The sequence below is a fragment of the Allobosea sp. 01N443 genome (assembly GCF_056399325.1).
Genome location: NZ_JBFTRC010000072.1, coordinates 1 through 25090 on the forward strand (window position 1 = coordinate 1; position 25090 = coordinate 25090).

The 25090-nt window shown below is 64.8% G+C and carries 28 protein-coding genes and 2 pseudogenes; 16 read left to right on the forward strand and 14 right to left on the reverse strand.

The genetic code is table 11. From position 1 onward, the window contains the following. The 5 genes and pseudogenes from AC1DRP_RS18380 to fliL all read right to left on the reverse strand — a co-directional run. Nucleotides 1–591: pseudogene (locus AC1DRP_RS18380) on the reverse strand (hypothetical protein); the annotation flags it as partial. A gap of 114 nt (nt 592–705) precedes the next feature. Next, complete coding sequence (locus tag AC1DRP_RS18385; protein WP_476769216.1) at nt 706–1539, reverse strand: MotE family protein; 834 nt, start codon at nt 1537–1539, stop codon at nt 706–708. Further along, nucleotides 1536–1994 (reverse strand): DUF6468 domain-containing protein, encoded by a 459-nt coding sequence (locus AC1DRP_RS18390; RefSeq protein ID WP_441491489.1) that lies wholly within the window; start codon nt 1992–1994, stop codon nt 1536–1538. Before AC1DRP_RS18390 ends, AC1DRP_RS18385 begins: the two co-directional genes overlap by 4 nt. A 17-nt stretch (nt 1995–2011) precedes the next feature. After that, nucleotides 2012–3148: a flagellar motor switch protein FliM gene (gene fliM / locus AC1DRP_RS18395; RefSeq protein WP_113513509.1), complete on the reverse strand. Its 1137-nt coding sequence runs from the start codon at nt 3146–3148 to the stop codon at nt 2012–2014. A 39-nt stretch (nt 3149–3187) separates the two neighbouring features. Next, nucleotides 3188–3697, reverse strand: a complete 510-nt coding sequence (gene fliL, locus AC1DRP_RS18400) for a flagellar basal body-associated protein FliL (protein WP_441491488.1) — start codon at nt 3695–3697, stop codon at nt 3188–3190. Between the two features lie 292 nt (nt 3698–3989). Between fliL and flgF the strand changes: the two genes are divergently transcribed. Genes flgF through flgH form a run of 4 tightly spaced genes read left to right on the forward strand, consistent with a single transcriptional unit; the run spans nt 3990 to nt 7382 of the window. Next, nucleotides 3990–4733 carry a flagellar basal-body rod protein FlgF gene (gene flgF, locus AC1DRP_RS18405; RefSeq protein WP_069879978.1) on the forward strand — a complete coding sequence of 248 codons (744 nt, stop codon included), beginning with the start codon at nt 3990–3992 and terminating at the stop codon, nt 4731–4733. Between the two features lie 20 nt (nt 4734–4753). Continuing rightward, complete coding sequence (gene flgG / locus AC1DRP_RS18410; RefSeq protein ID WP_069879979.1) at nt 4754–5545, forward strand: flagellar basal-body rod protein FlgG; 792 nt, start codon at nt 4754–4756, stop codon at nt 5543–5545. Nucleotides 5546–5556: 11 nt separating this feature from the next. Next, complete coding sequence (gene flgA / locus AC1DRP_RS18415) at nt 5557–6606, forward strand: flagellar basal body P-ring formation chaperone FlgA (protein WP_476769217.1); 1050 nt, start codon at nt 5557–5559, stop codon at nt 6604–6606. 23 nt (nt 6607–6629) lie between these two features. Next, nucleotides 6630–7382 carry a flagellar basal body L-ring protein FlgH gene (gene flgH / locus AC1DRP_RS18420; RefSeq protein WP_441491486.1) on the forward strand — a complete coding sequence of 251 codons (753 nt, stop codon included), beginning with the start codon at nt 6630–6632 and terminating at the stop codon, nt 7380–7382. A gap of 238 nt (nt 7383–7620) precedes the next feature. On the opposite strand, the gene dksA is transcribed toward flgH, so the two are convergent. The 3 genes from dksA to AC1DRP_RS18435 all read right to left on the reverse strand — a co-directional run bounded on the left by dksA (nt 7621) and on the right by AC1DRP_RS18435 (nt 10616). Then, complete coding sequence (gene dksA / locus AC1DRP_RS18425; RefSeq protein WP_113513504.1) at nt 7621–8043, reverse strand: RNA polymerase-binding protein DksA; 423 nt, start codon at nt 8041–8043, stop codon at nt 7621–7623. A gap of 187 nt (nt 8044–8230) precedes the next feature. Continuing rightward, the gene (locus AC1DRP_RS18430) at nt 8231–9160 is read right to left on the reverse strand and encodes a hypothetical protein (protein ID WP_441506228.1); all 930 of its coding nucleotides are present in this window, start codon (nt 9158–9160) and stop codon (nt 8231–8233) included. 82 nt (nt 9161–9242) lie between these two features. Continuing rightward, nucleotides 9243–10616, reverse strand: coding sequence for an MBOAT family O-acyltransferase (locus tag AC1DRP_RS18435; protein ID WP_476769218.1), 1374 nt, complete (start codon nt 10614–10616; stop codon nt 9243–9245). Between the two features lie 337 nt (nt 10617–10953). On the opposite strand from AC1DRP_RS18435, the gene AC1DRP_RS18440 reads away from it, so the two are divergent. The 7 genes from AC1DRP_RS18440 (at nt 10954) to fabF (ending at nt 16513) form a co-directional block, all read left to right on the forward strand. Beyond that, complete coding sequence (locus AC1DRP_RS18440) at nt 10954–11688, forward strand: ABC transporter permease (protein ID WP_441506226.1); 735 nt, start codon at nt 10954–10956, stop codon at nt 11686–11688. Continuing rightward, on the forward strand, nt 11681–12433 hold the full coding sequence (locus AC1DRP_RS18445; protein ID WP_441506225.1) for an ABC transporter ATP-binding protein: 753 nt from the start codon (nt 11681–11683) through the stop codon (nt 12431–12433). The genes AC1DRP_RS18440 and AC1DRP_RS18445 overlap by 8 nt, the downstream gene beginning before the upstream one ends. Beyond that, nucleotides 12430–13389 carry an ABC transporter substrate-binding protein gene (locus tag AC1DRP_RS18450; protein ID WP_476769219.1) on the forward strand — a complete coding sequence of 320 codons (960 nt, stop codon included), beginning with the start codon at nt 12430–12432 and terminating at the stop codon, nt 13387–13389. The genes AC1DRP_RS18445 and AC1DRP_RS18450 overlap by 4 nt, the downstream gene beginning before the upstream one ends. Further along, on the forward strand, nt 13386–14003 hold the full coding sequence (locus tag AC1DRP_RS18455; RefSeq protein ID WP_441506223.1) for a hypothetical protein: 618 nt from the start codon (nt 13386–13388) through the stop codon (nt 14001–14003). Before AC1DRP_RS18450 ends, AC1DRP_RS18455 begins: the two co-directional genes overlap by 4 nt. Further along, nucleotides 14000–14641 (forward strand): hypothetical protein, encoded by a 642-nt coding sequence (locus AC1DRP_RS18460; protein WP_476769220.1) that lies wholly within the window; start codon nt 14000–14002, stop codon nt 14639–14641. The genes AC1DRP_RS18455 and AC1DRP_RS18460 overlap by 4 nt, the downstream gene beginning before the upstream one ends. Nucleotides 14642–14722: 81 nt before the next feature. Beyond that, nucleotides 14723–15238, forward strand: a complete 516-nt coding sequence (locus tag AC1DRP_RS18465; RefSeq protein ID WP_441506221.1) for a winged helix-turn-helix transcriptional regulator — start codon at nt 14723–14725, stop codon at nt 15236–15238. A gap of 9 nt (nt 15239–15247) precedes the next feature. Next, nucleotides 15248–16513: a beta-ketoacyl-ACP synthase II gene (gene fabF, locus AC1DRP_RS18470; protein ID WP_441506220.1), complete on the forward strand. Its 1266-nt coding sequence runs from the start codon at nt 15248–15250 to the stop codon at nt 16511–16513. An 11-nt stretch (nt 16514–16524) separates the two neighbouring features. On the opposite strand, the gene AC1DRP_RS18475 is transcribed toward fabF, so the two are convergent. Further along, nucleotides 16525–18054 carry an acyl-CoA carboxylase subunit beta gene (locus AC1DRP_RS18475; RefSeq protein ID WP_441491476.1) on the reverse strand — a complete coding sequence of 510 codons (1530 nt, stop codon included), beginning with the start codon at nt 18052–18054 and terminating at the stop codon, nt 16525–16527. Nucleotides 18055–18143: 89 nt separating this feature from the next. Further along, nucleotides 18144–18932 carry an ATP12 family chaperone protein gene (locus AC1DRP_RS18480; RefSeq protein WP_476769221.1) on the reverse strand — a complete coding sequence of 263 codons (789 nt, stop codon included), beginning with the start codon at nt 18930–18932 and terminating at the stop codon, nt 18144–18146. A gap of 264 nt (nt 18933–19196) precedes the next feature. On the opposite strand from AC1DRP_RS18480, the gene AC1DRP_RS18485 reads away from it, so the two are divergent. Beyond that, nucleotides 19197–19454 (forward strand): YjhX family toxin, encoded by a 258-nt coding sequence (locus tag AC1DRP_RS18485; protein ID WP_441506218.1) that lies wholly within the window; start codon nt 19197–19199, stop codon nt 19452–19454. A gap of 54 nt (nt 19455–19508) precedes the next feature. Next, nucleotides 19509–20012 (forward strand): GNAT family N-acetyltransferase, encoded by a 504-nt coding sequence (locus AC1DRP_RS18490; RefSeq protein WP_441506217.1) that lies wholly within the window; start codon nt 19509–19511, stop codon nt 20010–20012. Nucleotides 20013–20053: 41 nt separating this feature from the next. Here AC1DRP_RS18490 and AC1DRP_RS18495 read toward each other — a convergent pair whose 3' ends face one another. Next, the gene (locus tag AC1DRP_RS18495; protein WP_441506216.1) at nt 20054–20449 is read right to left on the reverse strand and encodes a methyl-accepting chemotaxis protein; all 396 of its coding nucleotides are present in this window, start codon (nt 20447–20449) and stop codon (nt 20054–20056) included. A gap of 27 nt (nt 20450–20476) precedes the next feature. After that, nucleotides 20477–21478 (reverse strand): P1 family peptidase, encoded by a 1002-nt coding sequence (locus AC1DRP_RS18500; RefSeq protein WP_441506215.1) that lies wholly within the window; start codon nt 21476–21478, stop codon nt 20477–20479. 190 nt (nt 21479–21668) lie between these two features. On the opposite strand from AC1DRP_RS18500, the gene AC1DRP_RS18505 reads away from it, so the two are divergent. The 3 genes from AC1DRP_RS18505 (at nt 21669) to AC1DRP_RS18515 (ending at nt 23836) form a co-directional block, all read left to right on the forward strand. Next, the gene (locus AC1DRP_RS18505; protein ID WP_441506214.1) at nt 21669–22328 is read left to right on the forward strand and encodes a Spy/CpxP family protein refolding chaperone; all 660 of its coding nucleotides are present in this window, start codon (nt 21669–21671) and stop codon (nt 22326–22328) included. Nucleotides 22329–22544: 216 nt separating this feature from the next. After that, the gene (locus AC1DRP_RS18510; protein WP_476769222.1) at nt 22545–22697 is read left to right on the forward strand and encodes a hypothetical protein; all 153 of its coding nucleotides are present in this window, start codon (nt 22545–22547) and stop codon (nt 22695–22697) included. A 239-nt stretch (nt 22698–22936) separates the two neighbouring features. Beyond that, a complete protein-coding gene (locus AC1DRP_RS18515; RefSeq protein ID WP_476769223.1) occupies nt 22937–23836 on the forward strand; it encodes a heparin lyase I family protein in 900 nt (299 codons plus the stop codon). 183 nt (nt 23837–24019) lie between these two features. Here AC1DRP_RS18515 and rpsD read toward each other — a convergent pair whose 3' ends face one another. Both rpsD and AC1DRP_RS18525 read right to left on the reverse strand, forming a co-directional pair. Beyond that, the gene (rpsD, locus tag AC1DRP_RS18520; RefSeq protein ID WP_043237713.1) at nt 24020–24637 is read right to left on the reverse strand and encodes a 30S ribosomal protein S4; all 618 of its coding nucleotides are present in this window, start codon (nt 24635–24637) and stop codon (nt 24020–24022) included. 201 nt (nt 24638–24838) lie between these two features. Then, nucleotides 24839–25090: pseudogene (locus tag AC1DRP_RS18525) on the reverse strand (glutamate racemase); the annotation flags it as partial.

Sequence of the window (25090 nt, forward strand, 5' to 3'; positions counted from 1 at the left end):
GCCGTCGACAAGCTCATGCGCCAGCTTGGTGTCGGAGGGCGCCTGGAAGATCAGGCGCTCGAGTGTCGGCAGCTTGGCGCTGGTCAGCAGGAGAGGCTTGGGGGCAGTTGGTGGGCGGCGGTCGATCTCGCGAGCGCGGGCCTCCGCCAACCGGACACGCTCGGCCAAAGCGGCGATGACCTCGGGCGGAGGGCCGGGCATCACGCCCTTCCAGGTCTCCGGCAGCAGGTCGATGAAGGCCTTGTCGCCGGCCTCGATCAGGTTCGCCTTGTAGGGGCGAGCGAGAGCAAAGCGCATGCCGCGGCCATCAGGGTCGATCCGCGCGATCGAGACATAGTCCGGGAGTTCCTTGGCGATCTTGTTGACGTCGATCTTCACGGGGCCGYCGAAGGCAACGACCAGGACGCCATTGGCGACCCTGACGCGCACTGGCATCGGCTCGTCGAACGTCAGCGACAGGCGCCCGAAGCCGGGCGGCATGGCGGCACCCTGCAAGGTCGCCGTTGCCCCAAGCGCGGGCATGGAAAGGCTGGCGGCAACGCCAAGCGCGGCCAGTCCGACACCAAAGGCAAGAGAACGCGGGAAACGCAAACCGGTACACTCACGCAACGCGACACCAGTGCCCGGCACGACCGCAAGACGGCAGCCCGAGCGCTACCGACGATAGGGCGTCAAGGATAATGGCCGGTTAAGGACGCGGGAGGGTCAGCGTCGCTGCGGCAGCGCGACGGCGGGCAGCTCATTGCCCGACAGGGGCGCCGATTCGGCGGCAAGACGCGGGAGGCTGGGCGCGCGCGCCGGGGTCGCCAAGGCAACGGTCAGCTTCTCCGCGGCATCCGGGGACATTGCAGCGAGCACATCCGACATCTTGCGCGGGTTCATCTGCTGGACCACCGGAACCAGCACGCTGAGGTTCAGACGGTCGAAGACCTTTGCGGCGTCCTTCGGCTTCATGGTCTCGTACATGATGACGAGGTTCTTGATTGCCTTGCTCTCTTCCTCGGCCTGTTTGGCCTTGGGGCCGTCGACCTTGTCCTCGAGCTGCTTCAGGTCGCCGACGCGGCCGTCGAGTTTCTTCTCTGCCGTGTCGAGCAGGCGCTCGCGCATCTCCAACTCGCGCATGCRCGCCTCGATCTCCTCGCGCCGCTCGCCGAGGCGCTCCAGTATCGCGCGCTCGGCAGGCGAGGTGGTCCTGGCGGTGCCATTGAGGACATCGGCCTTGTTGTTCGGGTTGGCCGCGCGTGCAGCCTCGGCCTTCGCCTCTTCCTCCGGATTGGCCTTGGGCTTCTCGATCGTGCCGGTGGTTTCGGGATCGAGGAACGTATCGGGAGCGTGTGCGCGGGCGATGACCTTGGCGAGGCCCCAGACTTCGGGTTCCGTCTTGAGAGGCTGTGCGGCGGGCTGGGTCTTCGCAAGCGCCTGCGCGCTGGCAGGCCCCTTGGCGGGATAAGGCTCCGACGTCCAGGCGATCAGCTTCAGCGCCAGGAGGCCCATGGCGCCGAGGATCACTGCCGGGATGAGGCGGGGCCTCTCGATCACGCCGCCTGACCTTCCAGCCGCTTGGCGGCACGGGCGCGGATCGCGGCGGCGGCGTGCGCGGCATTCGTCAGGCGCGAGACGGTCGGTTCTTCGGCAACCTCGGGCACAGCATCCGCGGCCTTGGGCGCAACCAGCGTGGCGGCGCTGACGATCTGGGCGATGCGTTCCATGACGTCCTGACCGGCTTCGACCTGGGCCGCGAGATCGGCGGCATAGCGCTCGGCCGTACGCAGTCGCTCGGCCAGCGTCCGGTCGCAGTCGCCAAGCGTCAGTTTCAGGCCGGCGATGGCGCGCTCGGCCGTGTCGGTGGCGGAGATCAGGGCGCCGATGGTCTGTCGCATCGCGCCTTCATCCGCCTTGAGCCGCTCGATTCGCTTGGACAGGACATAGCAGGTGATGATGGTGGCGACGAGGAGGCTGGCGACCAGCGCATCGGCGATAAGGGTAATCGTCATGGCGTTGTCCCCGGGCGTCAGATCGGCGAGCCGAGATGGCTGGTGGCGCTGTCGAAGGCTGCGATCGTGGTCTTGGAGCGGCGTAGCGGGCTGACGACCTGGACGGCGATCTTGTCGTCGACGCGCCCGATGCGACCTTCGCTGACCATGAAGTCCCCGCAACGCAGCGAAACCACTGAATCGGGGCGCGCGTCGAACATCAGCGTGTCGCCGATCTCGAGCTTCATCACGCGCTTCAATGGCATCTGGGTTTCGTGGAGCACGCATTTCACCGCGACGTCCGTCTGCCAGACCTCGGTTGCGAGGTGGTTTTCCCAGATCGGGTCGCGGCCGAGCTTCTCACCCATGAAGCTCTCGAGGAGCAGTTCACGGATCGGCTCGATCGTCGCATAAGGCAGGAGGATGTGCAGCGAGCCGCCGCGCCCCTCCATGTCGAAGCGCAGTTCGACCCGGATCGCTGCGTTGGCAGGGCGCGAAATCGAGACGAAGCGCGGATTGGACTCGATCCGGTCGACCTTGAAATTCACCGGCGAGAGCGGCTGGAATGCCGCTTCGGCATCACTCAGGACGAGCGCGATCACCCGCTTCAGCAGATTGAATTCGATCGACGTGAAGGGACGCCCGTCGACCCGCGGGGCAGGCTGCCCGCGCTTGCCGCCGAGCATCGTGTCCAGCACCGAGTAGATCAGGGAGGACTCGATCGTGATCAGGCCGAAATTGTCCCATTCCTCTGCCTTGAAGACCGAGAGCATGGCGGGCAGAGAGATCGAGTTGATGTAGTCGCCGAAGCGCACGGAGCGGATGCTCTCGAGGGACACCTCGACGTTGTCGGTGAAGAAGTTGCGCAAGCTGGTCGAGAGCAGCCGAACCAGACGCTCGAAGATGATTTCGAGCATCGGCAGGCGTTCATAGGATACCGAGCCGGATTCGACGATCGCCTGGATGCCGTTGCGACTGTCCTTGTCGTCTCCAGCCGAGAAACCGAGCATCGTGTCGATTTCGTCTTGGCTCATCAGGCGGTCGGTACCGCCTTCGGCCTCGCCTTCCTCCTCGACGGTGTCCGGCATGGTGGCCCATTCCGCCGCCATGTTCTCCGGCGTCAGAGGCTGGTCCTTGGGAAGGCCGCCGGTCTGTTCGAGTTCGCTATCGGCCATGGGACGCTCGGCTGATGGTCAGGGATCGGAGAGGCCGGCTCACTGGACCAGCAGTTCCTTGAACAGCACCGCTTCGACCTTGGCCGGATAGACGGTGACGTTCACGCGACGCAGAAGCTCTTCCTTCAGCCGGTAAATTCCGGCGGAGCCGTCGAGATCGGCGGGGCGCAGCTCGCGCATGAAGACCTGAAAGGCATCCTCGACACGCGGCAGCAGCGGCTTGATCTCCTCGGAGGCCTTGGCATCCGCGATCTCGAGCACGACCTTGATCTTCATGATCGGCTGGCGGTCCTGCTGGCCGCCGCTTGAAATGCCGATCATCATGTCCTTCATTTCGACGAAGGTTGCCGGCTTCTTGACGTTCTTGGCCGCTTCCGCTGCCGCAAGCTGCTCTGGTGAAGGCTTCTTCAGGAAAAACCAGCCACCGCCACCGAGAGCGGCCAGCAGCACAACGCCACCGACGATCATCACGAGCTTCTTCTTGCCCGCCTTCGGCGCGCCGGCGCCGTCTGCGGCCTCGTCGTCGCTGCTCTTGGTCTTCTTGGCCATACCTGTCTGCCCGGGTACCGGAGCGCGGCTCCATTCTGGGCGGCTCACTCCTGCAAATCTGCCGAAACAGGGTTAACGTCTCGTTAAGGACGGCAGTTTTTGCCCGGTCGTTTCTGCCCGTCGACACGCTGTTGCCGAGCGGGTGGCGCAGTCCGGGTTGAATAATATCTCTTATATTTCAAAGCGATGATATCAGTTAACCACGTTGGCACGGGGGTTGCGGTGACTGATCTGCGAAGGCTGCGCTGGGGAGCGTCGAGGCTTTCGCGGGACATGATCGGGAGTTACCGCCGTGGAGAACATGCTTCTCGTCGGCCTGTCGCGCCAGATGGCTCTGGCGCGTGAGCTGGATGTTATCGCCAATAACGTGGCGAATGTCGGCACGAACGGCTTCAAGGCGCGTTCGGCGCGCTTCAATGAGTTTCTCATGCCCCAGGCGAGTGCCGAGGGCTTCAAGGCGCCTGACCGCAAGCTCTCCTATGTCATCGACAAGGGCACCCCGGTCGATCTGTCTCAGGGCGTGATCGAGCGCACCGGCAATCCGCTCGATGTGGCGTTGCGCGGCGACAATTTCCTCGTGGTGCAGACCCCGCAGGGCGAGCGCTATACGCGCGCCGGTTCGCTCTCCATCAATGGCCGCGGCCAGCTCGTCACCCAGGGTGGCCAGCCGGTCCTGGGAGAGGGCGGCCCGATCCAGTTCGGCGATACCGAAACCGGCGCCAGCATCGCTACGGACGGCACTGTGTCGACCAATCTCGGCACGCGCGGCAAGCTCCGCCAGGTGCGTTTCGCCAATCCGGCTGCATTGAGCAGCGACGGCACCAATCTCTTCGCTTCGACCGCTCCGGCTCAGCCGGCCGGGCCACTGGCCCGCCTCGAGCCCGGCGCGGTCGAGACATCCAATGTCAAGGCGGTGATCGAGATGACGCGGCTGATGGAGGTCCAGCGCTCCTACCAGAGCATGGCGAACCTGATGTCGAAATCCGACGAATTGCGCAGCCGGGCGATCTCGCGCCTCGCTGACCAGCAGGCCTGACAGGAAAAGGAGCCAGCACAATGCGCGCCCTTCAGACCGCCGCGACCGGCATGATGGCCCAGGAACTCAACGTTCAGGTCATCTCCAACAACATCGCCAACGTGCGCACCACTGGCTACAAGCGCCAGCGCGTCCACTTTCAGGATCTCCTCTACGAGAACTTTCGTCGGGCCGGTTCCGCCACCTCCGATCAGAACACGCAGGTGCCGGCGGGGACCTTCATCGGCTCGGGCGTCAAGACGGTTTCGACCGGTCGCGTGATGACGCAGGGCAACATGACGTCGACCGAGAAGGAATACGATCTCGCGGTCAAGGGCGAGGGCTTCTTCCGTATCCGCATGCCGGATGGACGGACCGCCTATTCCCGCGACGGCTCGTTCGATCTCGACTCGCAGGGGCAACTCGTCACCCGCGACGGCTATCAGGTCGAGCCGGGCATCACGATCCCGAACAACGCGACCAGCGTCAGCATCAACGCGCAGGGCACGGTCGAAGTCAGGCTCCCCGGCCAGACCGCGCCACAGCAGATCGGGCAGATCCAACTTGCCCGCTTCATCAACAAGGTCGGACTTGAGTCGCTCGGCGACAACCTCTTCATCGAGACGGCTGCCTCGGGCCAGGCGATCGATGGCGTCGGCGGGGCGGAGGGGTTCGGCACGCTCCAGCAGTATTCGCTCGAAGAAGGCAATGTGCAGGCCGTCATCGAGCTGTCGTCGCTGATCTCGGCCCAGCGTGCCTATGAAATGAATTCCAAGGTCATCACCGCCGCCGACCAGATGCTGTCGGCGACGACCCAGATGTTCCGAGGGTGAGGACCATGCTCATGATCCGCTCCTCCAGCCTTCTTGTTTCCCTGCTCTTCGCTGGATCTGCGCTGGCGGCTCAGCCGCACCAGGCCGCGTCTGTCGCGACGGCCGCCTTGCCGGCGGAAAAGGCGCATCCGGCCCCGGCCCTTCGCCGGATGCAGTTGCGCAACGAACTCACGCTGTCGCGCGACCTCGTCACCTTCGGCGATCTGATCGCCGGCCTTTCCCCGCAGGASGCCGCCATGCCGGCCTTTCGGGCGCCGGTGCTCGGCGAGACCGGCACGATCCAGGCCGCCCGCATCATCGAAGCCGCGAAAAATGGCGGCGTCATCCGCGAGGCCAGCGATATCGACAGCCAGGGCATCGCGCAGGTCGTCGTTACCCGCGCGGCTCGCCGCGTCATGGCCTCCGATGTCGAGGGTGCGGTGAAGACCGGGCTGCTGGAACGCTTCGGTGTCGATAGCCGCATCTTTGCGCTGGCCGTGGACGGGGGCACGCCTTCGATTGCGGTCGAGCCCGAACTGACGGGCGCCATGACGGTGGTCGATCTGAGCTATGACGCCCGGTCGCGTCGCCTCCAGGCTTTGCTGACGGTGCCCGGTAGCGCCGCGCTGCGCCTGAAGCCGGTGCGGATCTCGGGGCATCTGGTCGAAACGACGGAAGTCGTGGTTCCGCTCCGCGCGATTGCCCGCGGCGAGACGCTGACCGCCGCAGACGTGATTGTCGAGCGGCGCCCGCGTGAAGGCCAGGGGGGGGAGCTGATCGCCGAGATGAAGGGAGCGGTCGACAAGGTTGCGCGACGTGCGCTGATGGYCGGAATGCCACTGCGCAATGGCGATGTGCAGCGCGAGGAGATCGTCGGCCGCGGCGATCTCGTCACCATCGTCTACGAGGCGCCGGGCCTGCTTCTCACCATGCGTGGGCGCGCCGGAGAGGCTGGCGCGAAGGGCGATGTCGTCAGCGTCACCAATCCCCAATCCAAGCGTGTGTTGCAGGGCACGGTCAGCGGTCCCGGCCGGATCACGGTCAAATCGGCCGGTATTGGCCGCGTCGCCAACGCGCAGTAGTCACGAAGATGCGGAATATCATCATGTCCCAGGCCAAGCTTCTCAGGTTCTCGAGCATCCTTGCGCTCGGTCTCGCGCTCGGCGCCTGCGGGGCTGCCGACCGGCTTGCCAATGTTGGCCAGGCACCAGCGCTCTCGCCGATCGAGGATCCGACCGCGGTGAAGGGCTACAAGCCCGTGCAGATGCCGATGCCGGCAGTCGAACATGCCTCCTTCGCGCCGAACTCGCTGTGGCGCACAGGCTCGCGCGCCTTCTTCAAGGACCAGCGTGCCCGCATGGTCGGGGACCTCGTCACGGTCAAGGTCAAGGTCACCGACCGGGCCCAGCTCGACAACACCACCAAGCGCAGCCGCAAGAACGGCGAGGATTTCGGCGCAGCGAGGATCATGGGGTTCGAGAACAAGCTCGACAAGTTCCTGCCGGACGGCTCCAGCGCAGGCGAACTGCTCAAGCTCGATTCCGAGGGGTCGAGTGAAGGCTCGGGCTCGGTCCGCCGCGCCGAGCAGCTTGCCACCAATGTCGCTGCCGTGGTGACCCAGACCCTGCCGAACGGCAATCTCGTGATCGAAGGCAAGCAGGAGATCCGGGTCAATTTCGAGGTGCGCGAGCTGATCGTCGCCGGTGTGATCCGGCCCGAGGACATCGAATCCGACAACACGATCGATTCCAGCAAGATTGCCCAGGCGCGTATCGCCTACGGAGGCCGCGGTCAGATCACCGATGTCCAGCAGCCGCGCTACGGCCAGCAGGTCATGGATATCCTGCTGCCCTTCTGACGGCCCTTCGAGAAACCCGGCCAGGCGAGGTACGCTCCCCGCCTTTCCCTCCCTGGCCGGCGGGCTGCTTCCTCCCGAGGCAAGCCCCTGTCCCGGATGCCAGCCACGCTCCCCAAGCTTTTATGGGTGGCATCCAGTGAAACCCCGCGCCTCCCGCGCGGGGTTTCCTCCATTCCAACAAAAAAGCCTTTCGCCGGCGGCGAAAGGCTCTCTTCAGACCGTGGATGGCGGAAAAGGTTCAGTCGTCGCGGAAAACACGTTCGTTGCGCTCGTGACGCTCCTGCGCCTCCAGCGAAAGGGTTGCGATCGGCCGGGCCTCGAGGCGCTTGAGCGAGATCGGCTCGCCGGTCTCCTCGCAATAGCCGTAGTTGCCCTCGTCGATCCGTGCGATCGCAGCTTCGATCTTGGCGATCAGCTTACGTTGACGGTCGCGAGCGCGCAGCTCGATCGCGCGATCGGTCTCGGATGAGGCGCGATCGGCGATATCAGGGTGATTCTCGCTCTCGCTCTGCAAGGTGACCAGCGTCTCCTTGGCTTCCTTGAGGATCTCCTCCTTCCAGGCGAGCAGCTTGCTGCGAAAATATTCGCGCTGACGCTCGTTCATAAAGGGTTCGGAGTCGGAGGGTCGGTAGTCGGCGTCCAGGATGATCTGTTTCGACATAGGCGCGCTCTCTGAGTGTCTGTTTCCGGCGTGCCTACCGACTCTGCCTTAGTCGGGCCGCCGATTTGGCGCCCTTATAGCGAGGGAGAGAGACAGTAACAATCGCGATCGATGCAGTTTCAACCAATCTCGCGAAGTCGTTGTCATAAAAATGAAATCCGTCGTTCTCCGGGCATCTTTGCCAAGCTTATCGCAGAGACGTGAGCGCTGCCGCAATGCTCGTTTCGACCTCGCGGGCGACAATCTGACGGTAATGGCTATGGTCGAAGAAATTGGAAGGCTCACGGATCAGGGGCGTGTCGCGACGCAGATCGACAAGCTTCGTTGCAGGGCGTTCGTCGGCTAGCGCCTGGAAAGCGGCCCGGCAGGCCGCCTCGGCGCGCCCTTCGGGACTGCCAGGTGCCGGCAGCGCGGTAATATGGAGCGGCGGACGCACCAGCACCACGGGAGCGCCCTTTGATTCTGCCTCAAGAAGAGCAGCGAGCGCGGTGGCCGCCGGGAAAGGTCCGGTCTCGTTACCACCACTCATATCCTGGTGCTCGAACAACCTGCGTCGAAGCTCGGGCTTTTCGACATATCCCAGGCCGACATAGCCAGCCTCATAGTCCCAGTATCCATCCGGGCTAGCGCGTTTCGGTGCGTTCCTGATCTCATATCGGATGCGGCGTGGCAGTTCTTCGACGACGTCGTAGCGCATCAATCCGAAGAGATACTCCGCGAAATTGCGGCTGAAGAGCCAGAACGGGAAGGGTTTGCTGACGGGCATGGCCGGGTCGGGCGTGCACCAGGTGTGGTCGACGCTGATGACCAGAGCCTTGGCCGGTTCTTGCCTATGGCGCAGGTACCAGTCGATCAGCACCAGCGTCTCCTTGGGGCCTGTCGCGGGGGCGATCAGCGAGACGAAGGGGATTCCAGTCAGCGTTTTCAGCAGGTCGGGTTTGACCAGTTGGATATGGGAATTGCCGAATATCGCTCCCGAGAATGCAGGGTCGCGGCCGCGGCTGGCGGCGGCTGTGCGCGGACCCTGCGGGCGAACGCCCTGCTTCAATGACAGTGGTGAGCGCCCGCTGTCATAGGGGTCGATCAGGATGGCCGCGGTGAAGAAGGCGGCTAGCAAGAGGCCTCCCGCAGTCAGAGAGACGCGGATAAACCGCTGCCAGCTCATTCCTGCGGCGGGGTTGGCCTCGGCGCTGAGCCGTTCAGAACTGGAAGTAGATGAATTCATAATTGGCGTCGTCGCCGATCTTGAACAAAACAAGCACGAAGAGCACTGCCATCAGCACGGCGATCCACCGCGCCGGCGGCAGCCGGTGCACCAGGGCCCATGCGGTCGGGCCGAGCATCGCAAAGGCGGCTGCGGGCAGCAAAGCGCGCCATTTGAAGCCGGAGCCGAAGGGCGCGAAGCCGAAGAGGCCCTTGTAGATCGTCAGCGCCGCCGGGAAGGAGGAGGCGCGGAACAAGACCCAGCACAGCGTCACAAAGAGCAGGGTCAGGGCCCAGCCGAGCAGCGCCGGCATCGGCAGCTTGGCACGGCGCCAGAGCAGGYAGATGATCAGGGCCACGCCATGGGCGACGCCCCAGGCGATGAAGGTGAGGCCGGCGCCATGCCAGAGGCCACCAAGCGCCATGGTGGCGAAGAGCGCCCAGATCTGGGTCGGCAGTCCCCGGCGCGAGCCGCCCATCCAGATGTAGAGGTAGTCGCGGAGGAAGCGCGACAGCGTCATGTGCCAGCGCCGCCAGAAATCCTGGATGCTGATGCTGCGATAGGGCACATCGAAATTCTGCGGCAGCACGATGCCGAAGAGAAGGGCCAGGCCGAGCGCCATGTCGGTATAGCCGGAGAAGTCGAAATAGATCTGGAAGGTGAAGGCAAGTGTGCCTTGCCAGGCCTCGGCTACTGAAACGACCTGTCCGGCGGCTGCCGCGGCGAAGACGGGGTTGGCGTATTCGGCCAGCGGGTCGCCGAGCAGCACCTTCTTGGCGAGACCGGCAGTCAGGAGCATCAGCCCACGTGCGATGCGTTCGGCCGCGTCGGACCGCAAATAGGGTCGTTCGTCGAACTGATGCATGATCTCGYGCCAGCGCACCAGCGGTCCGGCCAGGACCTGCGGGAAGAAGGCGATGTAGAGCGCATAGCGCACCAGATCGTAGCGCGGGGCCTCGCCGCGCCTGAGATCGGTCAGGTACATCACATGGTGGAAGGTAAAGAAGGAGATGCCGAGCGGAAGCGCCAGATCAAGCTTGGGGACGGGTAATCCCGGAACCATGCCTGCGAACTCAGCGAAAAAATTGAAGTATTTGAACAGCGCCAGCACGGCGAGGTTGAGTGCGATCGCCAGCGAAATCAGGCCGCTTCGCTTGGTCTTCAGGAAGGCTTCGGCGGTCCACCAGTTGAGCAGGATCGAGAAAGCCAGCAGCGGGACGAAGCGCCAGTCCCAATAGCCGTAGAAGACAAAGGACAGGAGCGCCAGAACAGGCAGCCGCAGGCTTGGCTGAAAACGCTCGACCAGCCAGTGCAGGGCGAGTGCAAGCGGCAAGAAGCCGAGCAGGAAGACGAAGGAATTGAACAGCATCGAGAGCGGGAAATCTCTTGGGGGCGAGCGCCGCCTTAGACGATTATCTTCCGGGAGTCATGTCCGGGGTCGCGGGCCGGGAGGCCCGGTGAAGCGGGCTTTGGGACGAAGATGCTCGTCAAACGCGCAGTTATTCCGATCTGCAAAGCATGCGCGCCGTTCTGTGTCGCTTGTCGAAAGCGTATTCTTCTCATTAGAATAATTATAATAAATATTCGCGTGATAAATATCGTAATATTGTTGATGCGCTACGAAACAATGCTAGTCAGTCGCGCGGGCGCCGCCGCCTTGCTCTGAAACAATCGTAGTAGCCGTGTCCAAGGGACTGCCCATATTCTTGCTGTTGGGACTGCTCTGGTCTGTAGCCAGTGTGCTCGGTCTCGTTTCGCCCTTCCTGCTGCCTGGGCCGGTCGCGGTCATGGAGGCGGGACGTCAACTCATCGCCGATGGCTCCCTTGTCAGGCATGTGGCGATCAGCTTGCAGCGCGTGATCCTCGGCTATGGCCTTTCCGTCGCCACTGCCTTGCCCCTGGCACTGCTGTTCGGTCTGCTGCCGCGGTTGCGCGCGCTGGTCGAGCCGGCGCTCGAATTCCTGCGCCAGGTTCCGCCGCTTGCGCTGCTGCCTCTGCTGATCCTGTGGCTCGGTATCGGCGAAGTGCAGAAGATCGGTGTGATCATGCTCTCCTGCTTCTTCCCGATCTTCCTGGGAGCCCTTGGGGGGATTGCCCAGGCGGATCCGAAGCTCGTCGAGGTCGGCCGGGCCTGTGGCCTGAGCAGCTCGGAAATCCTGCGTCGGATCGTTCTTCCGGCCTCGCTTCCGGCCCTCGTCGTCGGTTTGCGGATCGGGCTCGGCTATAGTTGGCGGGCTCTGGTCGGAGCCGAGCTGATCGCGTCGAGCTCGGGGCTCGGCTACATGATCATCGACGCCCAGAATCTTGCGCGCACCGACATCGTTCTCGTCGGGGTCTTTGTCATCGGCGTGCTCGGGCTGATCGCCGATGCCCTGGCCCGGGCCGCGATCCGCCGCAGCGCGCCGTGGCTGCGCTCCCATCTGGAGCTCGGCCGTGTTTGAGGCCCGCAATCTCGGCATGAGCTATTCGGTTGCGGGGCGCAGCGTCGCCGCTCTCGAAGACGTCGATCTCGATCTGCCGCGCGGCAGCTTCACAGCGATCGTGGGGCGCAGCGGCTGCGGCAAGACCACGTTGCTGCGTATCCTGGCCGGGCTTGCCGAACCGACGTCCGGCACATTGAGTTTTGCTGGCGGCGGGCGCCCGCGCATCGGCTATGTCTTCCAGGAGCCGCGGCTGATGCCGTGGCTCAGCGTCGCGCGCAACGCCGGATTCGGGCTCTGCGGCCGCATCCCGCAAGAGGTCATCGATCAGCGCGTCGGCGAAGCGTTGGCCCTCGTCGGGCTTTCGGGATTTGCAGAGGCAACGCCGGAGCAGCTCTCGGGCGGCATGGCGCAGCGGGTCGCGATTGCCCGCGCGCTCGTCCTCGAACCGGATCTTTTGCTCATGGACGAGCCCTTTGGCGCGCTCGACGCCTTCACGCGCCGCACCATGCAGCAGGAGCTCGTCGAAATCTGGCGCAAGCGCCGGCCGACCGTCGTCTTCGTCACCCATGACGTCGAGGAGGCGGTTCTGCTCGGCGAGGCCATTGCCGAATTGTCGGCGGGCCGGCTCGTCGGTTTGCGCCGGGTCGATCTTCCCTACCCGCGAGACCCTACGGATCCCGCGCTGCTCGCTCATCGCCGTGCCGTGCTCGAGCGCCTGCTCGAAACGAGCAGGCATCCCTTACAGAAGGAGATTGTGTCGTGAAATTTCTGAAGCTGATCGCCCTTGCGGTCATCGTTGCGGCTGCGCCTGCGATCTCGGTCCATGCTGCCGACAAGCCATCGAGCGTGCGCGTTACTTATGTGGCGTCACCCTTCAACGTTCCCTCCATCGTCATGCGCAAGAAGGGCTTTCTCGAGGAAGCTTTTGCGGCGGCGGGCATCAACAAGGTCGAGAATCCCGAGATCACCTCGGGCGCGGCGCAGATCCAGGCGCTTGCCGCCGGTGCGGTCGACATTGCCAGCGTACTGGGCGGGACCTCGGCCATTCTCGGGCGCGCGAACGGCATCGACCTCAAGGTGATTGCCGCCTATTCGCGTTCGCCCAAGGCCTTCTTCGTGATGACGACGGCGAACGGCCCTGCTTCGGTCAAGGATCTGAAGGGCAAGAGCGTGGGCGGCCCCAAGGGGACGACGCTGAACCAACTCCTAGCCGCGGCGCTGGCCGCCAATGGCATGAAGCTCGGCGATGTCGAGTATCTCAACATGGATATCCCGGCGGCGCGGGCAGCACTTCTGGCGGGTAAGGTTGATGCGGCGACGCTGGCCGGCGCCAATGCCCTGCAGGTGGAAGCTGCCGGCGGGCGCATCCTGGCGAGCGGCGAGGGGCTGATCGCTCCGACCTCGGTGATCGCGGTACGAACCGATTTTCTCCGGGACCATCCGGACCTGGTGCAGGCCTATCTCGCGGCTCACGGGAAGGCACTCGCGTTCATGAAGACCAATCCCGAGGAAGCCCTGAAGATCGCGGCCGAGGACCAGAAGATCTCGGTCGAGGACGCGCGCAAGCAACTGCCCTGGTATGATTTCACGCTCGCCATGACCGATGCCGATGTGAAGAACCTTGAAGCCGATCAGTCCYTCATGATCGAGGCCGGCATGTTACAGAAGACCATCGACATGCGCCGCGACCTCATCGATCCGATGGCGTTCAAACCGTGATCGACGCCATCCTCCTTGATTGCGAGCAGAGCGAGACCGGTGCCCAGGCCCTGATCACGGATCTCGCGCTCGGCCCGCGAATCGACCTCGTGCCGTTCTACGATCTCGAACGGACCGCGCTTTCCCGCACGCGCGGCCTGCTGCTCGGATTGCATTCGGACCAGCGCTATCTTGCCTCGCGCCGGGGACAGCTTGAAGCCTTCCTGGCCGATGGCGGCACGATCGTCGTCTGCGGCCATATCGGGCACCCTTTCCTGGCCGAACTCTCGCGGTTCCAGCCGATCCCCGGCTATCGGGTCGACGATCTCGCGGTCAACCGAGAGGCGGAGCACCCGGTCTGGGCCGGCGTCGATCCTGCGGATCTCTCGAAGCGGCGCGGCGTGGCGGGCTTCTATGGGCGCGGTTCCAACCCGCCACCGCCCGGTGCGCGCATCATCAACAGCCTGGGACCGAGYCGGTCTCCGGTCGATTTCGATTGCCGGCCGGCGGTGGGAGGGCGGTTGCTGGTCCATGCCGGCGCGGATTTGTGGGGCTATTTCGGCTCGGGCAACAGCTCGGAGCGGATCATGCCGCAACTGTTCGACTGGATCGCCAAGCCATCGGAGGCAGCATGACACTCGCGGTGCTGGACGGCGGAACCTATTACCACCAGGAAGCAATCTATGGTCAGCGGCTCGGTGGTCGCTTCGACCGGACGATCTACGCGCCTGAACTGGCTGCGGCCGACCTTGCCGGCTGCGACGCCCTGATGGTGGCGGATCGCATTCATCCGGGCGTTCTGCGGGGCAAGCGCCCGATCCTCCTCGACTATCTGGYCGGTGGCGGCACCTTGATCGTGCTTGGCGAGAACAGCGCCCAGCAATGGGCGCCCGGCGTCTCATGGGAGTTCCGTCCGACCAATTTCTGGTGGTGGCTGGAGCAGGGTGCCGATCCCGGCCACCGCATCGTCGCGCCCGAGCACGAACTTTTCCGCCATGTCGGGATGAAGGAACTGGTCTGGCACTATCACGGCCTGCTGACGCCCCCGCCGGGGGCGACCTCACTGGTGGACATCACGCGGGACGGCGACCCTCAGGGCAAGGGCGGCTCGATCCTCTACGACCACCGTCATGTTGGCGGTGGGGCCGGGCGCATGATCGTGACCACGCTCGACCCGTTCTACCATCATGGCAGCTTCTTCATGCCGGCGGCCTCGCGCTTTCTGGGCAAGCTGCTCGACTGGACGGATGAGGCGTTCCGAACCCCGGGTTAGCGGCCCCACCGCGAAAGGCCCTGCGCTCCGGCCAGATCAGTTACTTGCAAAATGATAGTAACTGGTCTAGCCGGAGTGAGCATGCAATCCAGGCCCGCTTCACTCTCCGAATGCCCCTGCGCACGGACGATCGAAACCGTCTGCGAATGGTGGAGCCTCCTGATCCTGCGCGATGCGTTCCGGGGGCTCACGCGCTTCGACGAGTTTCAGGCGAGTCTCGGCATTGCGCCCAATATGCTGGCTCGCCGTCTCAAGCATCTCACGCAGAGCGGCCTGTTCGAGCGGCGGCTCTATCGCGAGCGGCCAAAGCGATATGAGTACCTGCTKACCGCCAAGGGGCGGGACTTCTTCCCGGTGATTGCGGCAATGCTCGCCTGGGGCAACCGGTATCTCGCCCCCGAGGGCGTGTCCGTGCTGCTGGCAGGGCGCGTTTCCGGCCAGCCGCTCGAACCGATCCTGGTCGATGCCGCCAGCGCGACGCCGATCACGTCCGATAATGTCGCTCTCATTCCCGGTCCGCGAGCCAGCGAACAGATGCGCAGGCACATTGCCGCGCAGAGAGGTTTGCGACCGCTCTCTCCCTCTCACATCGAATAGGATCTGCCGATGCGCCGCGTCGTTGTAACCGGTATGGGCGTTGTCTCGCCCCTGGGCTGTGGAACCGAACTGGCGTGGTCGCGGCTGCTCGCTGGCCGTTCCGGGCTGCGGCGCCTGCCCGACAGCATTGTCGAGACCCTGCCGGCCAAGGTTGCCGGTGCCGTGCCGACGAAGGTGGAGGACGCTGAGGGGGGCTTCGATCCCGACAGCGCTATTGCTCCCAAGGACCAGCGCAAGATGGATCGCTTCATTCAGTTCGCGCTGGTGGCGGCGAAGGAGGCGCTGGAGCAGGCCGGCTGGGCGCCGACCGATGACGTGCAGCGGGAGCGCACCGCGACGGTCATCGCCTCCGGCATTGGCGGCTTCCCCGCGATCGCCGAAGCGGTGCGCGTCACCGATACGCGCGGTGTGCGACGGCTTTCGCCCTTCACGATCCCGTCCTTCCTGGTCAATCTTGCGGCTGGTCATGTCTCGATCGACCACGGCTTCAAGGGGCCGATCGGTGCGCCGGTCACGGCCTGCGCCGCCGGCGTGCAGGCGATCGGCGATGCGGCGCGGCTGATCCGGGCGGGAGAGGCCGATATCGCGCTCTGCGGCGGCGCCGAGGCCTGCATCGATCTTGTCGCGCTTGGTGGTTTTGCCGCGGCGCGTGCGCTCTCGACCGGCTTCAATGACGAGCCCGAGCGTGCCTCACGCCCCTTCGACCGGGACCGCGACGGTTTCGTCATGGGCGAGGGCGCCGGCATGCTGGTGATCGAGGCCCTGGAGCATGCGCAGGCGCGAGGGGCTGCGCCGCTGGCCGAGATCACTGGCTATGGCACCAGCGCCGATGCCTATCACATCACCTCAGGCCCGGAAGATGGTTCGGGCGCGCGGCGCGCCATGGAGATCGCCCTGAAACAGGCCGGCCTGCAGCCGCACGATATCCGTCATCTCAATGCGCACTCGACCTCGACGCCGGTCGGCGACCGAGGCGAATTGGCGGCAATCAGAGCGCTTTTCGGTTCCGAGCGCAGCATCGCGATCAGCGCCACCAAATCGGCGACGGGGCACCTGCTCGGCGCGGCCGGCGGCCTGGAAGCGATCTTCACCATCCTGGCGCTGCGCGACCAGATTGCCCCGCCGACGCTCAATCTCGACAACCCGGACGAGGATGCGGCGGGGCTCGATCTCGTGGCGAAGGAGGCCCGCCCGCTCCAGATGGAGCATGCCATCTCCAACGGATTCGGCTTTGGCGGAGTGAATGCGAGCGTGGTGTTAAGGCGGTGGCAGTAGCTCGCGTCAGCTCACAGCGGAATATTGTCGTGCTTGCGCCAGGGCCGCTCGACGTTTTTGGTTCTGAGCATGGCCAGGGCCCGGGCGATCCGGCGACGGGTCGAGTGCGGCATGATCACCTCGTCGACATAACCGCGCTCGGCGGCGACGAAGGGCGACATGAAGCGGTCCTCATATTCCTTGGTCTGGCGTGCGATGGTCTCGGCATCGCCGCCGCGGAAGATGATCTCCACCGCGCCCTTGGCGCCCATCACCGCGATCTGCGCCGTCGGCCAGGCATAGTTGACGTCGGCGCCGATATGTTTTGAGGCCATCACGTCATAGGCGCCGCCGAATGCCTTGCGGGTGATGACCGTGACCAGCGGTACCGTGCATTCGCTATAGGCGAAGAGCAGCTTGGCGCCGTGCTTGATCAGCCCRCCATATTCCTGCGCCGTGCCCGGCAGGAAGCCCGGCACGTCGACGAAGGTGACGATCGGGATCTCGAAGGCGTCGCAATAGCGCACGAAKCGGGCCGCCTTGCGGCTGGCATCGGAATCGAGCACGCCGGCGAGCACCATGGGCTGGTTGGCGACGACGCCGACGGTGCGGCCCTCGATGCGGCCGAATCCGGTGACGATATTGCCGGCATAGGCCGCCTGGATTTCGAAGAAGTCGCCCTCATCGAGCGTCTTCAGGATCAGTTCCTTGATGTCATAGGGTTTGTTCGGATTGTCGGGTACGAGCGTGTCGAGGCTCATGTCGACACGGTCCGGCACGTCGAAACTCGGCCATTCCGGGACGCCGACCGTGTTGTTGGCCGGCAGGAAGTCGATCAGCCGGCGCACCTGCAGCAGTGCCTCGACATCGTTCTCGAAGGAGCCGTCGGCCACCGAGGATTTCGAGGTGTGGACCTTGGCCCCGCCCAGCTCCTCGGACGTGACGGTCTCGTTGGTGACGGTCTTCACCACCTCCGGGCCGGTGACGAACATGTAGCTGGTGTCGCGGACCATGAAGATGAAGTCGGTCATGGCAGGGGAATAGACGTCGCCGCCCGCGCAGGGGCCCATGATCACCGAGATCTGGGGAATGACGCCCGAGGCCGTGACATTGCGCTTGAAGACCTCGCCATAGCCGCCGAGCGCCGCGACGCCTTCCTGGATGCGGGCGCCGCCCGCGTCGAACAGGCCGACGATCGGGGCCCGCATCTTCAGCGCCATGTCCTGGATCTTGGTGATCTTCTGGGCATGTGTTTCGGAGAGCGAGCCGCCGAAGACGGTGAAGTCCTTGGAGAAGACGAAGACGGTGCGCCCATTGACGGTGCCCCAGCCGGTGACGACGCCGTCACCCGGGATCTTCTCACCCTTCTCCATGCCGAAATCGACGCAGCGGTGCTGCACGAACATGTCGAATTCTTCGAAGGAGCCGTGATCGAGCAGGAGTTCGATACGCTCGCGAGCCGTCAGCTTGCCGCGCTTGTGCTGCGCCTCGATGCGCCTGTCGCCGCCACCCTTGCGCGCGCCCTCGCGGCGGGATTCAAGCTGCTCGAGAATGTCCTTCATGGAAATGCCCCGTCGCCGGTCAGAACGCCTGCGTTCCGGCTTAAGGGGCGAAGGCCATGCTGTCCATCAGCCGTTCGTTCGGGCTTGCGCTATCCGTGTTGGAGCAGAAGCACGGCCGCCGCAAATTCCTGGCGGCGGATCGTTCGCCTGTCGGCGGCGTCCTCATCCTGTCCCCAGATCTCGATCTGATAGTCCTCGTCGAGATGGGCGGCAGTCCATGCCTGCTCTTCGTCCAGCCGTCCGTCGGCGAGGGCCAGCATGAGAATGGCCGAGCCTGAAAGTGTCATCACATTATGCGCTCCGGCGAGCGCCAGAGGCGCGGAGAGATCGGCAACACGCCGGGCGACGGCGTCGAGCAAGCCGGCCGGTTGCGCGGCAAACATCACGCCCTCAGTGAGGGTGAAGCGTGCGCCGAGGGCGGCCTCGGTGCCGGCGACGATCGGGTCCCAGACATCACGCTGGCGTTCGACCAGATTGTCCGGTTCGCTGGCGCGATAGCAGAGCGCGTCGCTGCCGGCATAGCGTACGATCTCGGCGCGCACGGCTTCATGCTGGTCGGACACACCATCGAGCGCGGAATTGACCAGTCGTGTCAGCGGCATGACGGCGGGGTCGATCCGCTCGCCCTGCGCCTGCCATTCCGCAGCGAGTGCCTCGGCGACCGGGCGCGAGGTGATGGCCAAGGGATTCCGGGCCGGTGTCCGGGCCGTCCTGCCATCGAGCGCGACATGGAAGAGCCCGTCGCGTTCGAGCACACCAGCGGTTTCGTAGAAGCGCTTGGGCAGGGCGTTGCGCATCGCGCTTTGCGCCGCGGCAACGGGAYCGGGCTGAGGCGTACCCGGCGCACCGAACCGCTGGAGAAATGCATCTGTCGACATGCGGGTCCCATAGCGCATTCGGCGCCGGCGGGAAACGGTTCTGGCGGTGGTTGACGTTAGGAGGAGCGTGCTCTAGACGCCCGTCCTCCCGCGCCTATGCGCGCGGAAATGAACGTGTTGGAGAATGTCATGTTTGAGAGTGCGGGAACCCGGTGACGTTTCGCTTCGGCGGAACGTGATGCAGCGCCGGGTCTGAAATGCAGCATTCGATGCCTGCATGGGGCTCCGGCGCTTGTCATGGTTTCATGCACAGGCTCTACAAACATGAATATCTCCAGGGGCGAGCAGCGCGTGCTGCACGTGCTGGCCCAGGGCGGGCATATCCGTCACCATCGCGGCGATGATGGCCGCATCCACCATGTCGACTGCTTCACCCATGAGGGCTACGTGTTGACCAACCGCACGCTCGAGCTTTTCGGGAGCCTCAGGCGCAAGCGGATGATCGAATCGAGGCAGGGGCGGCCCTATCGCATCTCGCGACAGGGCCGGCTCGCAGTGAGGTCTCAGGCCGACAACCGGTGAGGCCAAGGGGAGGGCCCGTCATGGGCCCTCCCGCTCTAGAACCAAGGACGCAACATGATCATCCGCGACGAGCAACCCGCTGACATTCCCGCAATCCAGGCGCTCATTGGTGACGCCTTCAAGGACGCTTTCCACAGCAACGGGGCGGAAGCGGCGATCGTCGATGGCTTGCGCCGGGGCGGTATGYTGGCCTTGTCCCTTGTCGCCTCCGATGGCGAGGCCCTGCTTGGCCATGTCGCCTTCTCCCCGGTCACGATCGGCGGGCAGGAGCTTGGCTGGTTCGGTCTCGGGCCTCTGGCTGTTCGGCCGGGCATGCAGGGGAGAGGCATAGGGCAGGCTCTGGTGCGCGCCGGGCTCGACAGGCTGAAGACGGCCGGTGCGAAGGGCTGCGTCCTGCTGGGGGCGCCGGGTTATTACGCTCGCTTCGGTTTCGCTGCAGATCCCCGGCTCTGGCTTGCCGATGTGCCGCAGGAGTATTTCCAGGTGCTTGGCTTTGGCGGCCCGCTACCGGCGGGCGAAGTTCGCTACCACGCAGCGTTCGACGCAGGCGAATCCTGAGGAACACGAGCCCGGGTCTTGCGGCTGAGCAGGCGTCAGAATCAGGTTGCCCGGATCCGGCCCAGGAACTGCGCGACCTCGGTATCGAGATGCGCGGATTGGGCGGCCAGCCTGTCGGCGGACTCGGCTACGAAGGCCGCGACCTGACCGGTTTCCGCGGCCACCTTGCTGACGAATTCGATATTGCCGGAGGCCGCGATGGTCTCGTGTGCTGCAGCCTCGATGTTGCGGGCAATCCCCGAGGTGGCTGCGTTCTGCTGTTCGACGACGGTCGCGACTGCCGCCGAAACCTCATTGAGCGAGCCGATGGTCGTGTTCATCGTGTCGATGGCGCGGACGGCTTCACCGCTCGAGTTGCGGATCGCTTCGATCTGGCGCTGGATATCGTCTGTCGCCAGCGAGGTCTGGTGGGCGAGCGCCTTGACCTCCTGAGCCACTAAACGCCGCGGGAGCGGGACCGGGCCTCAGGTCCCAAACCTGTCGCGCCAGGCGGGCTTGGCTCCGGCAAAGGGAAGGGCGGTTGCAGCGTGGACGCCGCGCGCGACGGCTCGAGCGAGGACGTCGGCGGCGGTCGCGCAGAGTTCTGCCAGGGCGAAGGCATCGGGCGGCGCGCCGCTATGACCGGTTGCCGCGGCAAAGACCACGTCGCCGTCGAGCGGCGCATGGACCGGCCTGAGCGCCCGGGCCAAGCCATCATGCGCCGCAAGCGCCAGCCGCTTCGCCTGCGATTTGGTCAGTGCCGCGTCGGTCGCGACGAGTGCGATCGTGGTGTTCTGTCCGGCCCCGCCCTTGAAGCGCAGCCCGAGATCATCGGGCGAGATCAGGGATGGCCAGCCGAGGCCGCCGAACTCACTCGCTTGCTCATAGGGGGCGGCCCAGAAGCAAGGCCCGTCGCCGATCGTGGCACTGCCAACGGCGTTGACGGCGACGAGCGCGCCCACGATCTGACCGGTGGCGGCGCGCGCGCTGGCTGAGCCGAGCCCCCCCTTGAGCGTAGCGGTGGTCGCACCGTAGCCAGCGCCGGCGCTTCCGAGAAAAAACTCAGTGCCGGCATTCTCTGCTGCCGCCTGCGCCAGCGCCCGATAAGGGGCCTCTGCGCCATTGCCCCTGGCCCAGCCCTTGTCGCCGCCATTCAGGAGATCGAACAGGATCGCCTGCGGCACGATCGGCACGCGCATGCCGCCGACGGGGAAGCCGCGACCGTTTGCGGCAAGCGTCGCCATGACCCCGTCAGCTGCGGCCAGCCCCCAGGCGGAGCCGCCAGAGAGGACGATGGCGTCAACATGCTCGACAGTCATTTCCGGTTCCAGCAATGCGGTATCGCGGGTGCCGGGAGCGCCGCCGAGAATGGCGACCGAGGCTACGGTCGGGCGGTCAAACAGGGCGACGGTGACGCCGGTCGCTGCGGCAATATCCTGGGTTTGCCCGACGAGCAGGCCGCGAACATCGGTGATCAGGTTGCGCATCACGAGGGAATGACACCGGGGGGCGTGGGGGAACTTCGCGCTCGCTGGCGCGTCATCGCTACATTACGATCTTTTCATGCTTGCGCCATCGCAGGGTCAGGGGCGCGAGGTCAGCCTTGCCATGATCGCGAACCGGCTTCGAGACCCGCCAGCGACCTGACCTTGTCGATACGACAAACGGAGACCCAGGATGAAACGCATCGCACTTATCGCAGCTTCGTCGGCAGCCGCCCTGGCTGCGACGTTCGCGGTCGCGCAGCCGCAGCCGGTTCCACCTGCCGGCGGCTCCGGATCCTCGCGTGACATGACGCAGCAGGAGCGTACCGACCAGCGCGACCAGCGCCGCACCGAGCAGATGGAAGCCCGCATGAAGGAGCGGCTCGAACGCGCGCAGACACGCATGAACGAGCGCTTTGCCAAATTGCGCGCCGATATGAAGCTCAAGCCCGAGCAGGTCCCGTTGTTCGATGCGGTCGAGAACACGGTGAAGAAGGGCATGGAGCAGCGTCGTCAGGGCTTTGCGGCCATGCGCGAGCAGCGTGAGAATTTCCGCCACGCCGATATCATGGAGCGCCTGGACGCGATGGCCAGCCGTCAGGCGGCACGTGCCACGCGCAGCAAGGAGCTCGCGGATGCCGTTCGTCCGCTCTGGTCTACCTTGAGCGACGAACAGAAGACGGTGGCGCGCCGGGCTGTGCGCGAAGCATTCTCCGAGGGGCGCGCCCGCATGGAGCGGATGGGGGAGAACATGCGCGATCGCTGGCAGGATCGACGCGGCGGCCGGGATCACGATGGTGACGATCGCGGCTCGCGTCGCGGCCGCTACCATAGCGACGACGACAACAACTGATCGCAGCGCGATCGCCTTCACGAGGCGGCTCCTCGGAGCCGCCTTTTTCTGTGCTGCTGTCGGTGGGGCGGTCCGGGTGACGATGCGGAAGAGCTGGATTGCGAAGGTTGAGGCGACCGCGGTCATGAAAAACGGGAGTTTACCATAATCCTTCAAATTGAGTTCATTTTTGAGCGCCTAGGGTCCTCTCAGTAAATCTCGTGAGAGGGGCGTCTCATGAAGGCTCAATCGTCAAACTGGCTGATGAGGATTTTCATCGCCTTCGTTTTCATACTCTGCCTGTTCGGCCCGTATGGTCTTTCGATCCTGATCGGCTGCGTCGGGCTCGGCTGCTATTTCTTTCGCGACGAGGTCGGATCGCATCTCTGACGAAGGATCATCCGGCGGCGCTGCGGCCATCTGGGCGTGCTTCATAGAGGGGGGCGGCTCCTGCGGGCCGCTCCTTTTGCTGTTTTGCTCAGGCCCTGCGGCCAATCCTGCAACGCTGAACCGGAGCCTGTAGTAGCTCCCCCGCTTCCATCCCGCGGGATCAAACATGTTGATCCCGCGCAAGGTTGAGATAGCTTCCATGCGGGATCTGGGGGGTGGGGCAACGCATGAGAGACGCCGTGGTTCTTCGCGTTCTTGCCTCGGCGGGGTTGGCCTCCCTGTCCTTGTTCTGCCCAGGCTTTGGTCGCGCGGAGGAAGTCCTTCCGGCGTTCCAGGCGGATTTCGAGACAGCCTGCATCGCGGCCGAGGACTGGAAGATCTCGTCGCTGCTGGACAAATCGGTTCGTGCCGATCGTATCCGATGCGTCGGCGAACAGGGGACCGGAGATGGCGGGCGCGTCCTCAGCGTTACCGTCAAGCCGGGCGATGCCTATGATCCCGATCCTGGCTCCTCGGCGACGGAGCGCGCCGAGATTCAGATGACGCGCGAGCTCATCCGCTTCGATACCACGACCTGGTACAGCTTTCAGTTCCGTGTCGAGGCCCCGTGGCTGACACGAAAGAACCGCACCGTCATCCAGCAGATCAAGCAGAATATCGATCCGCGCTACGAGAAGGGCAGGGGCGGAGAAGAGATCTGCGATCCCGGCAATCCGCTTTTCAAGATCGAGGTGGATTCGGACGGCAAGACTCCGGTCTTCCGCGCGAAGAGTGCCGGCACCGAGACATGTGGCGACAGCGTCGGGCAGGTCCATTTCTGTGGCGACTGGCCAATCGCCCCGGGCCACTGGCACCGGGTCAATGTTTCGATACGGCCGAGCCAGAAGGCCGGTGAGAGCCATCTGCAGCTCTGGCTCGATGGGCGCGCCTGCCCAGCCTATCGCGGCGTACTCGGATATCCGCGCTACGGCATGACGAAGGCAGGCAAGCCGGTCATCGACGCGCAGCCGCGCTTCGGCATCTATCGCGATGCTTTGCCCGATGTCTCGCAGACCATCCAGTTCAATGACATCGCCTTCTGGACCCGGAGCCCCGCCGGACATCCGGCGTGGAGCGGTATCGATATCCCATCGGATTGAAGGCGCTGCTTGGGGAAGACGGCGGACCAGTACGCGGACGGCCCGGTCCATTCGTCGTGCGCGCCCGTCTGGGCAGGCCGCGGGACGCACCTGCCGAGGGCTCGAACTGAAAAGGGCGGCTCCGAAGAGCCGCCCTTTTCTGATTCCGATCGGAGCTTCGCAGCCCGAGCCTGCAATGCAGGATCAGCGCGAGTAGAACTCGATGACCAGGTTCGGTTCCATCTGCACCGCGTAAGGCACGTCCGACAGGGTCGGGGTGCGGGTGTAGGTGGCCGAGAACTTGGTGTGGTCGGCATCGATGTAGTCCGGCACGTCGCGCTCGGCGAGCGCAGCCGATTCGATCACGATGGCGAGCTGGCGGGAGGATTCCTTCACCGCAATCACGTCACCCGGCTTGACCTGGTAGGACGCGATGTTGACGCGCTTGCCGTTGACCGTGACGTGGCCGTGGTTGACGAACTGGCGAGCAGCAAACACCGTCGGGACGAACTTGGCGCGGTAGATCACCGCGTCGAGACGGCGCTCGAGCAGGCCGACGAGGTTCTCACCCGAGTCGCCCTTCAGGCGGATCGCCTCGGCGTAGTAACGACGGAACTGCTTCTCGGAGATCGAGCCGTAATAGCCCTTCAGCTTCTGCTTGGCGCGCAGCTGCGTGCCGAAGTCCGACGGCTTGCCCTTGCGGCGCTGGCCGTGCTGGCCGGGGCCGTATTCACGACGGTTGACCGGGGACTTCGGGCGGCCCCAGATGTTCTGACCGAGGCGGCGGTCAATCTTGTATTTCGCCTCATGACGTTTCGACATATCGCGTGTCCTCTTGGTTCGCGAGTTGAGGACCGCGCCCTCCTGTCCCCGTTTCCAGGGCGACAGATCCGGCTCTCGACGAGCGGATCACGGGTGCGGAAAAAGTCGCGCGGGCCCTGATGGACCCGCGCGACGAGAGCCCTATAGGCGCAGGAGCCCCCGCAAGTCAAATCCCTTGGGGCTATGCCTGGGGATCGCTGCTCAGTTCATCAGTGGAAATGGCTCGATCAAGACCTGGGACAGCCCGTAACCCGCGAGGGCAATTCGCAGCGGTCCGCTGATGCAGGCCCCGCTCGTGAAGATCGCCGGTGCGTCGCCAGCCGCGCTGAACGGTGGGGGCGCCGCAGGGCCCAGCAATTGGGAAATCCGCCGGGCGATGGCCGGGGCAGGGTCGATCCAGCTGACGGACCACGGTGCCACCCGGCGCATGCGTTCGAGCAGCAGTGGATAATG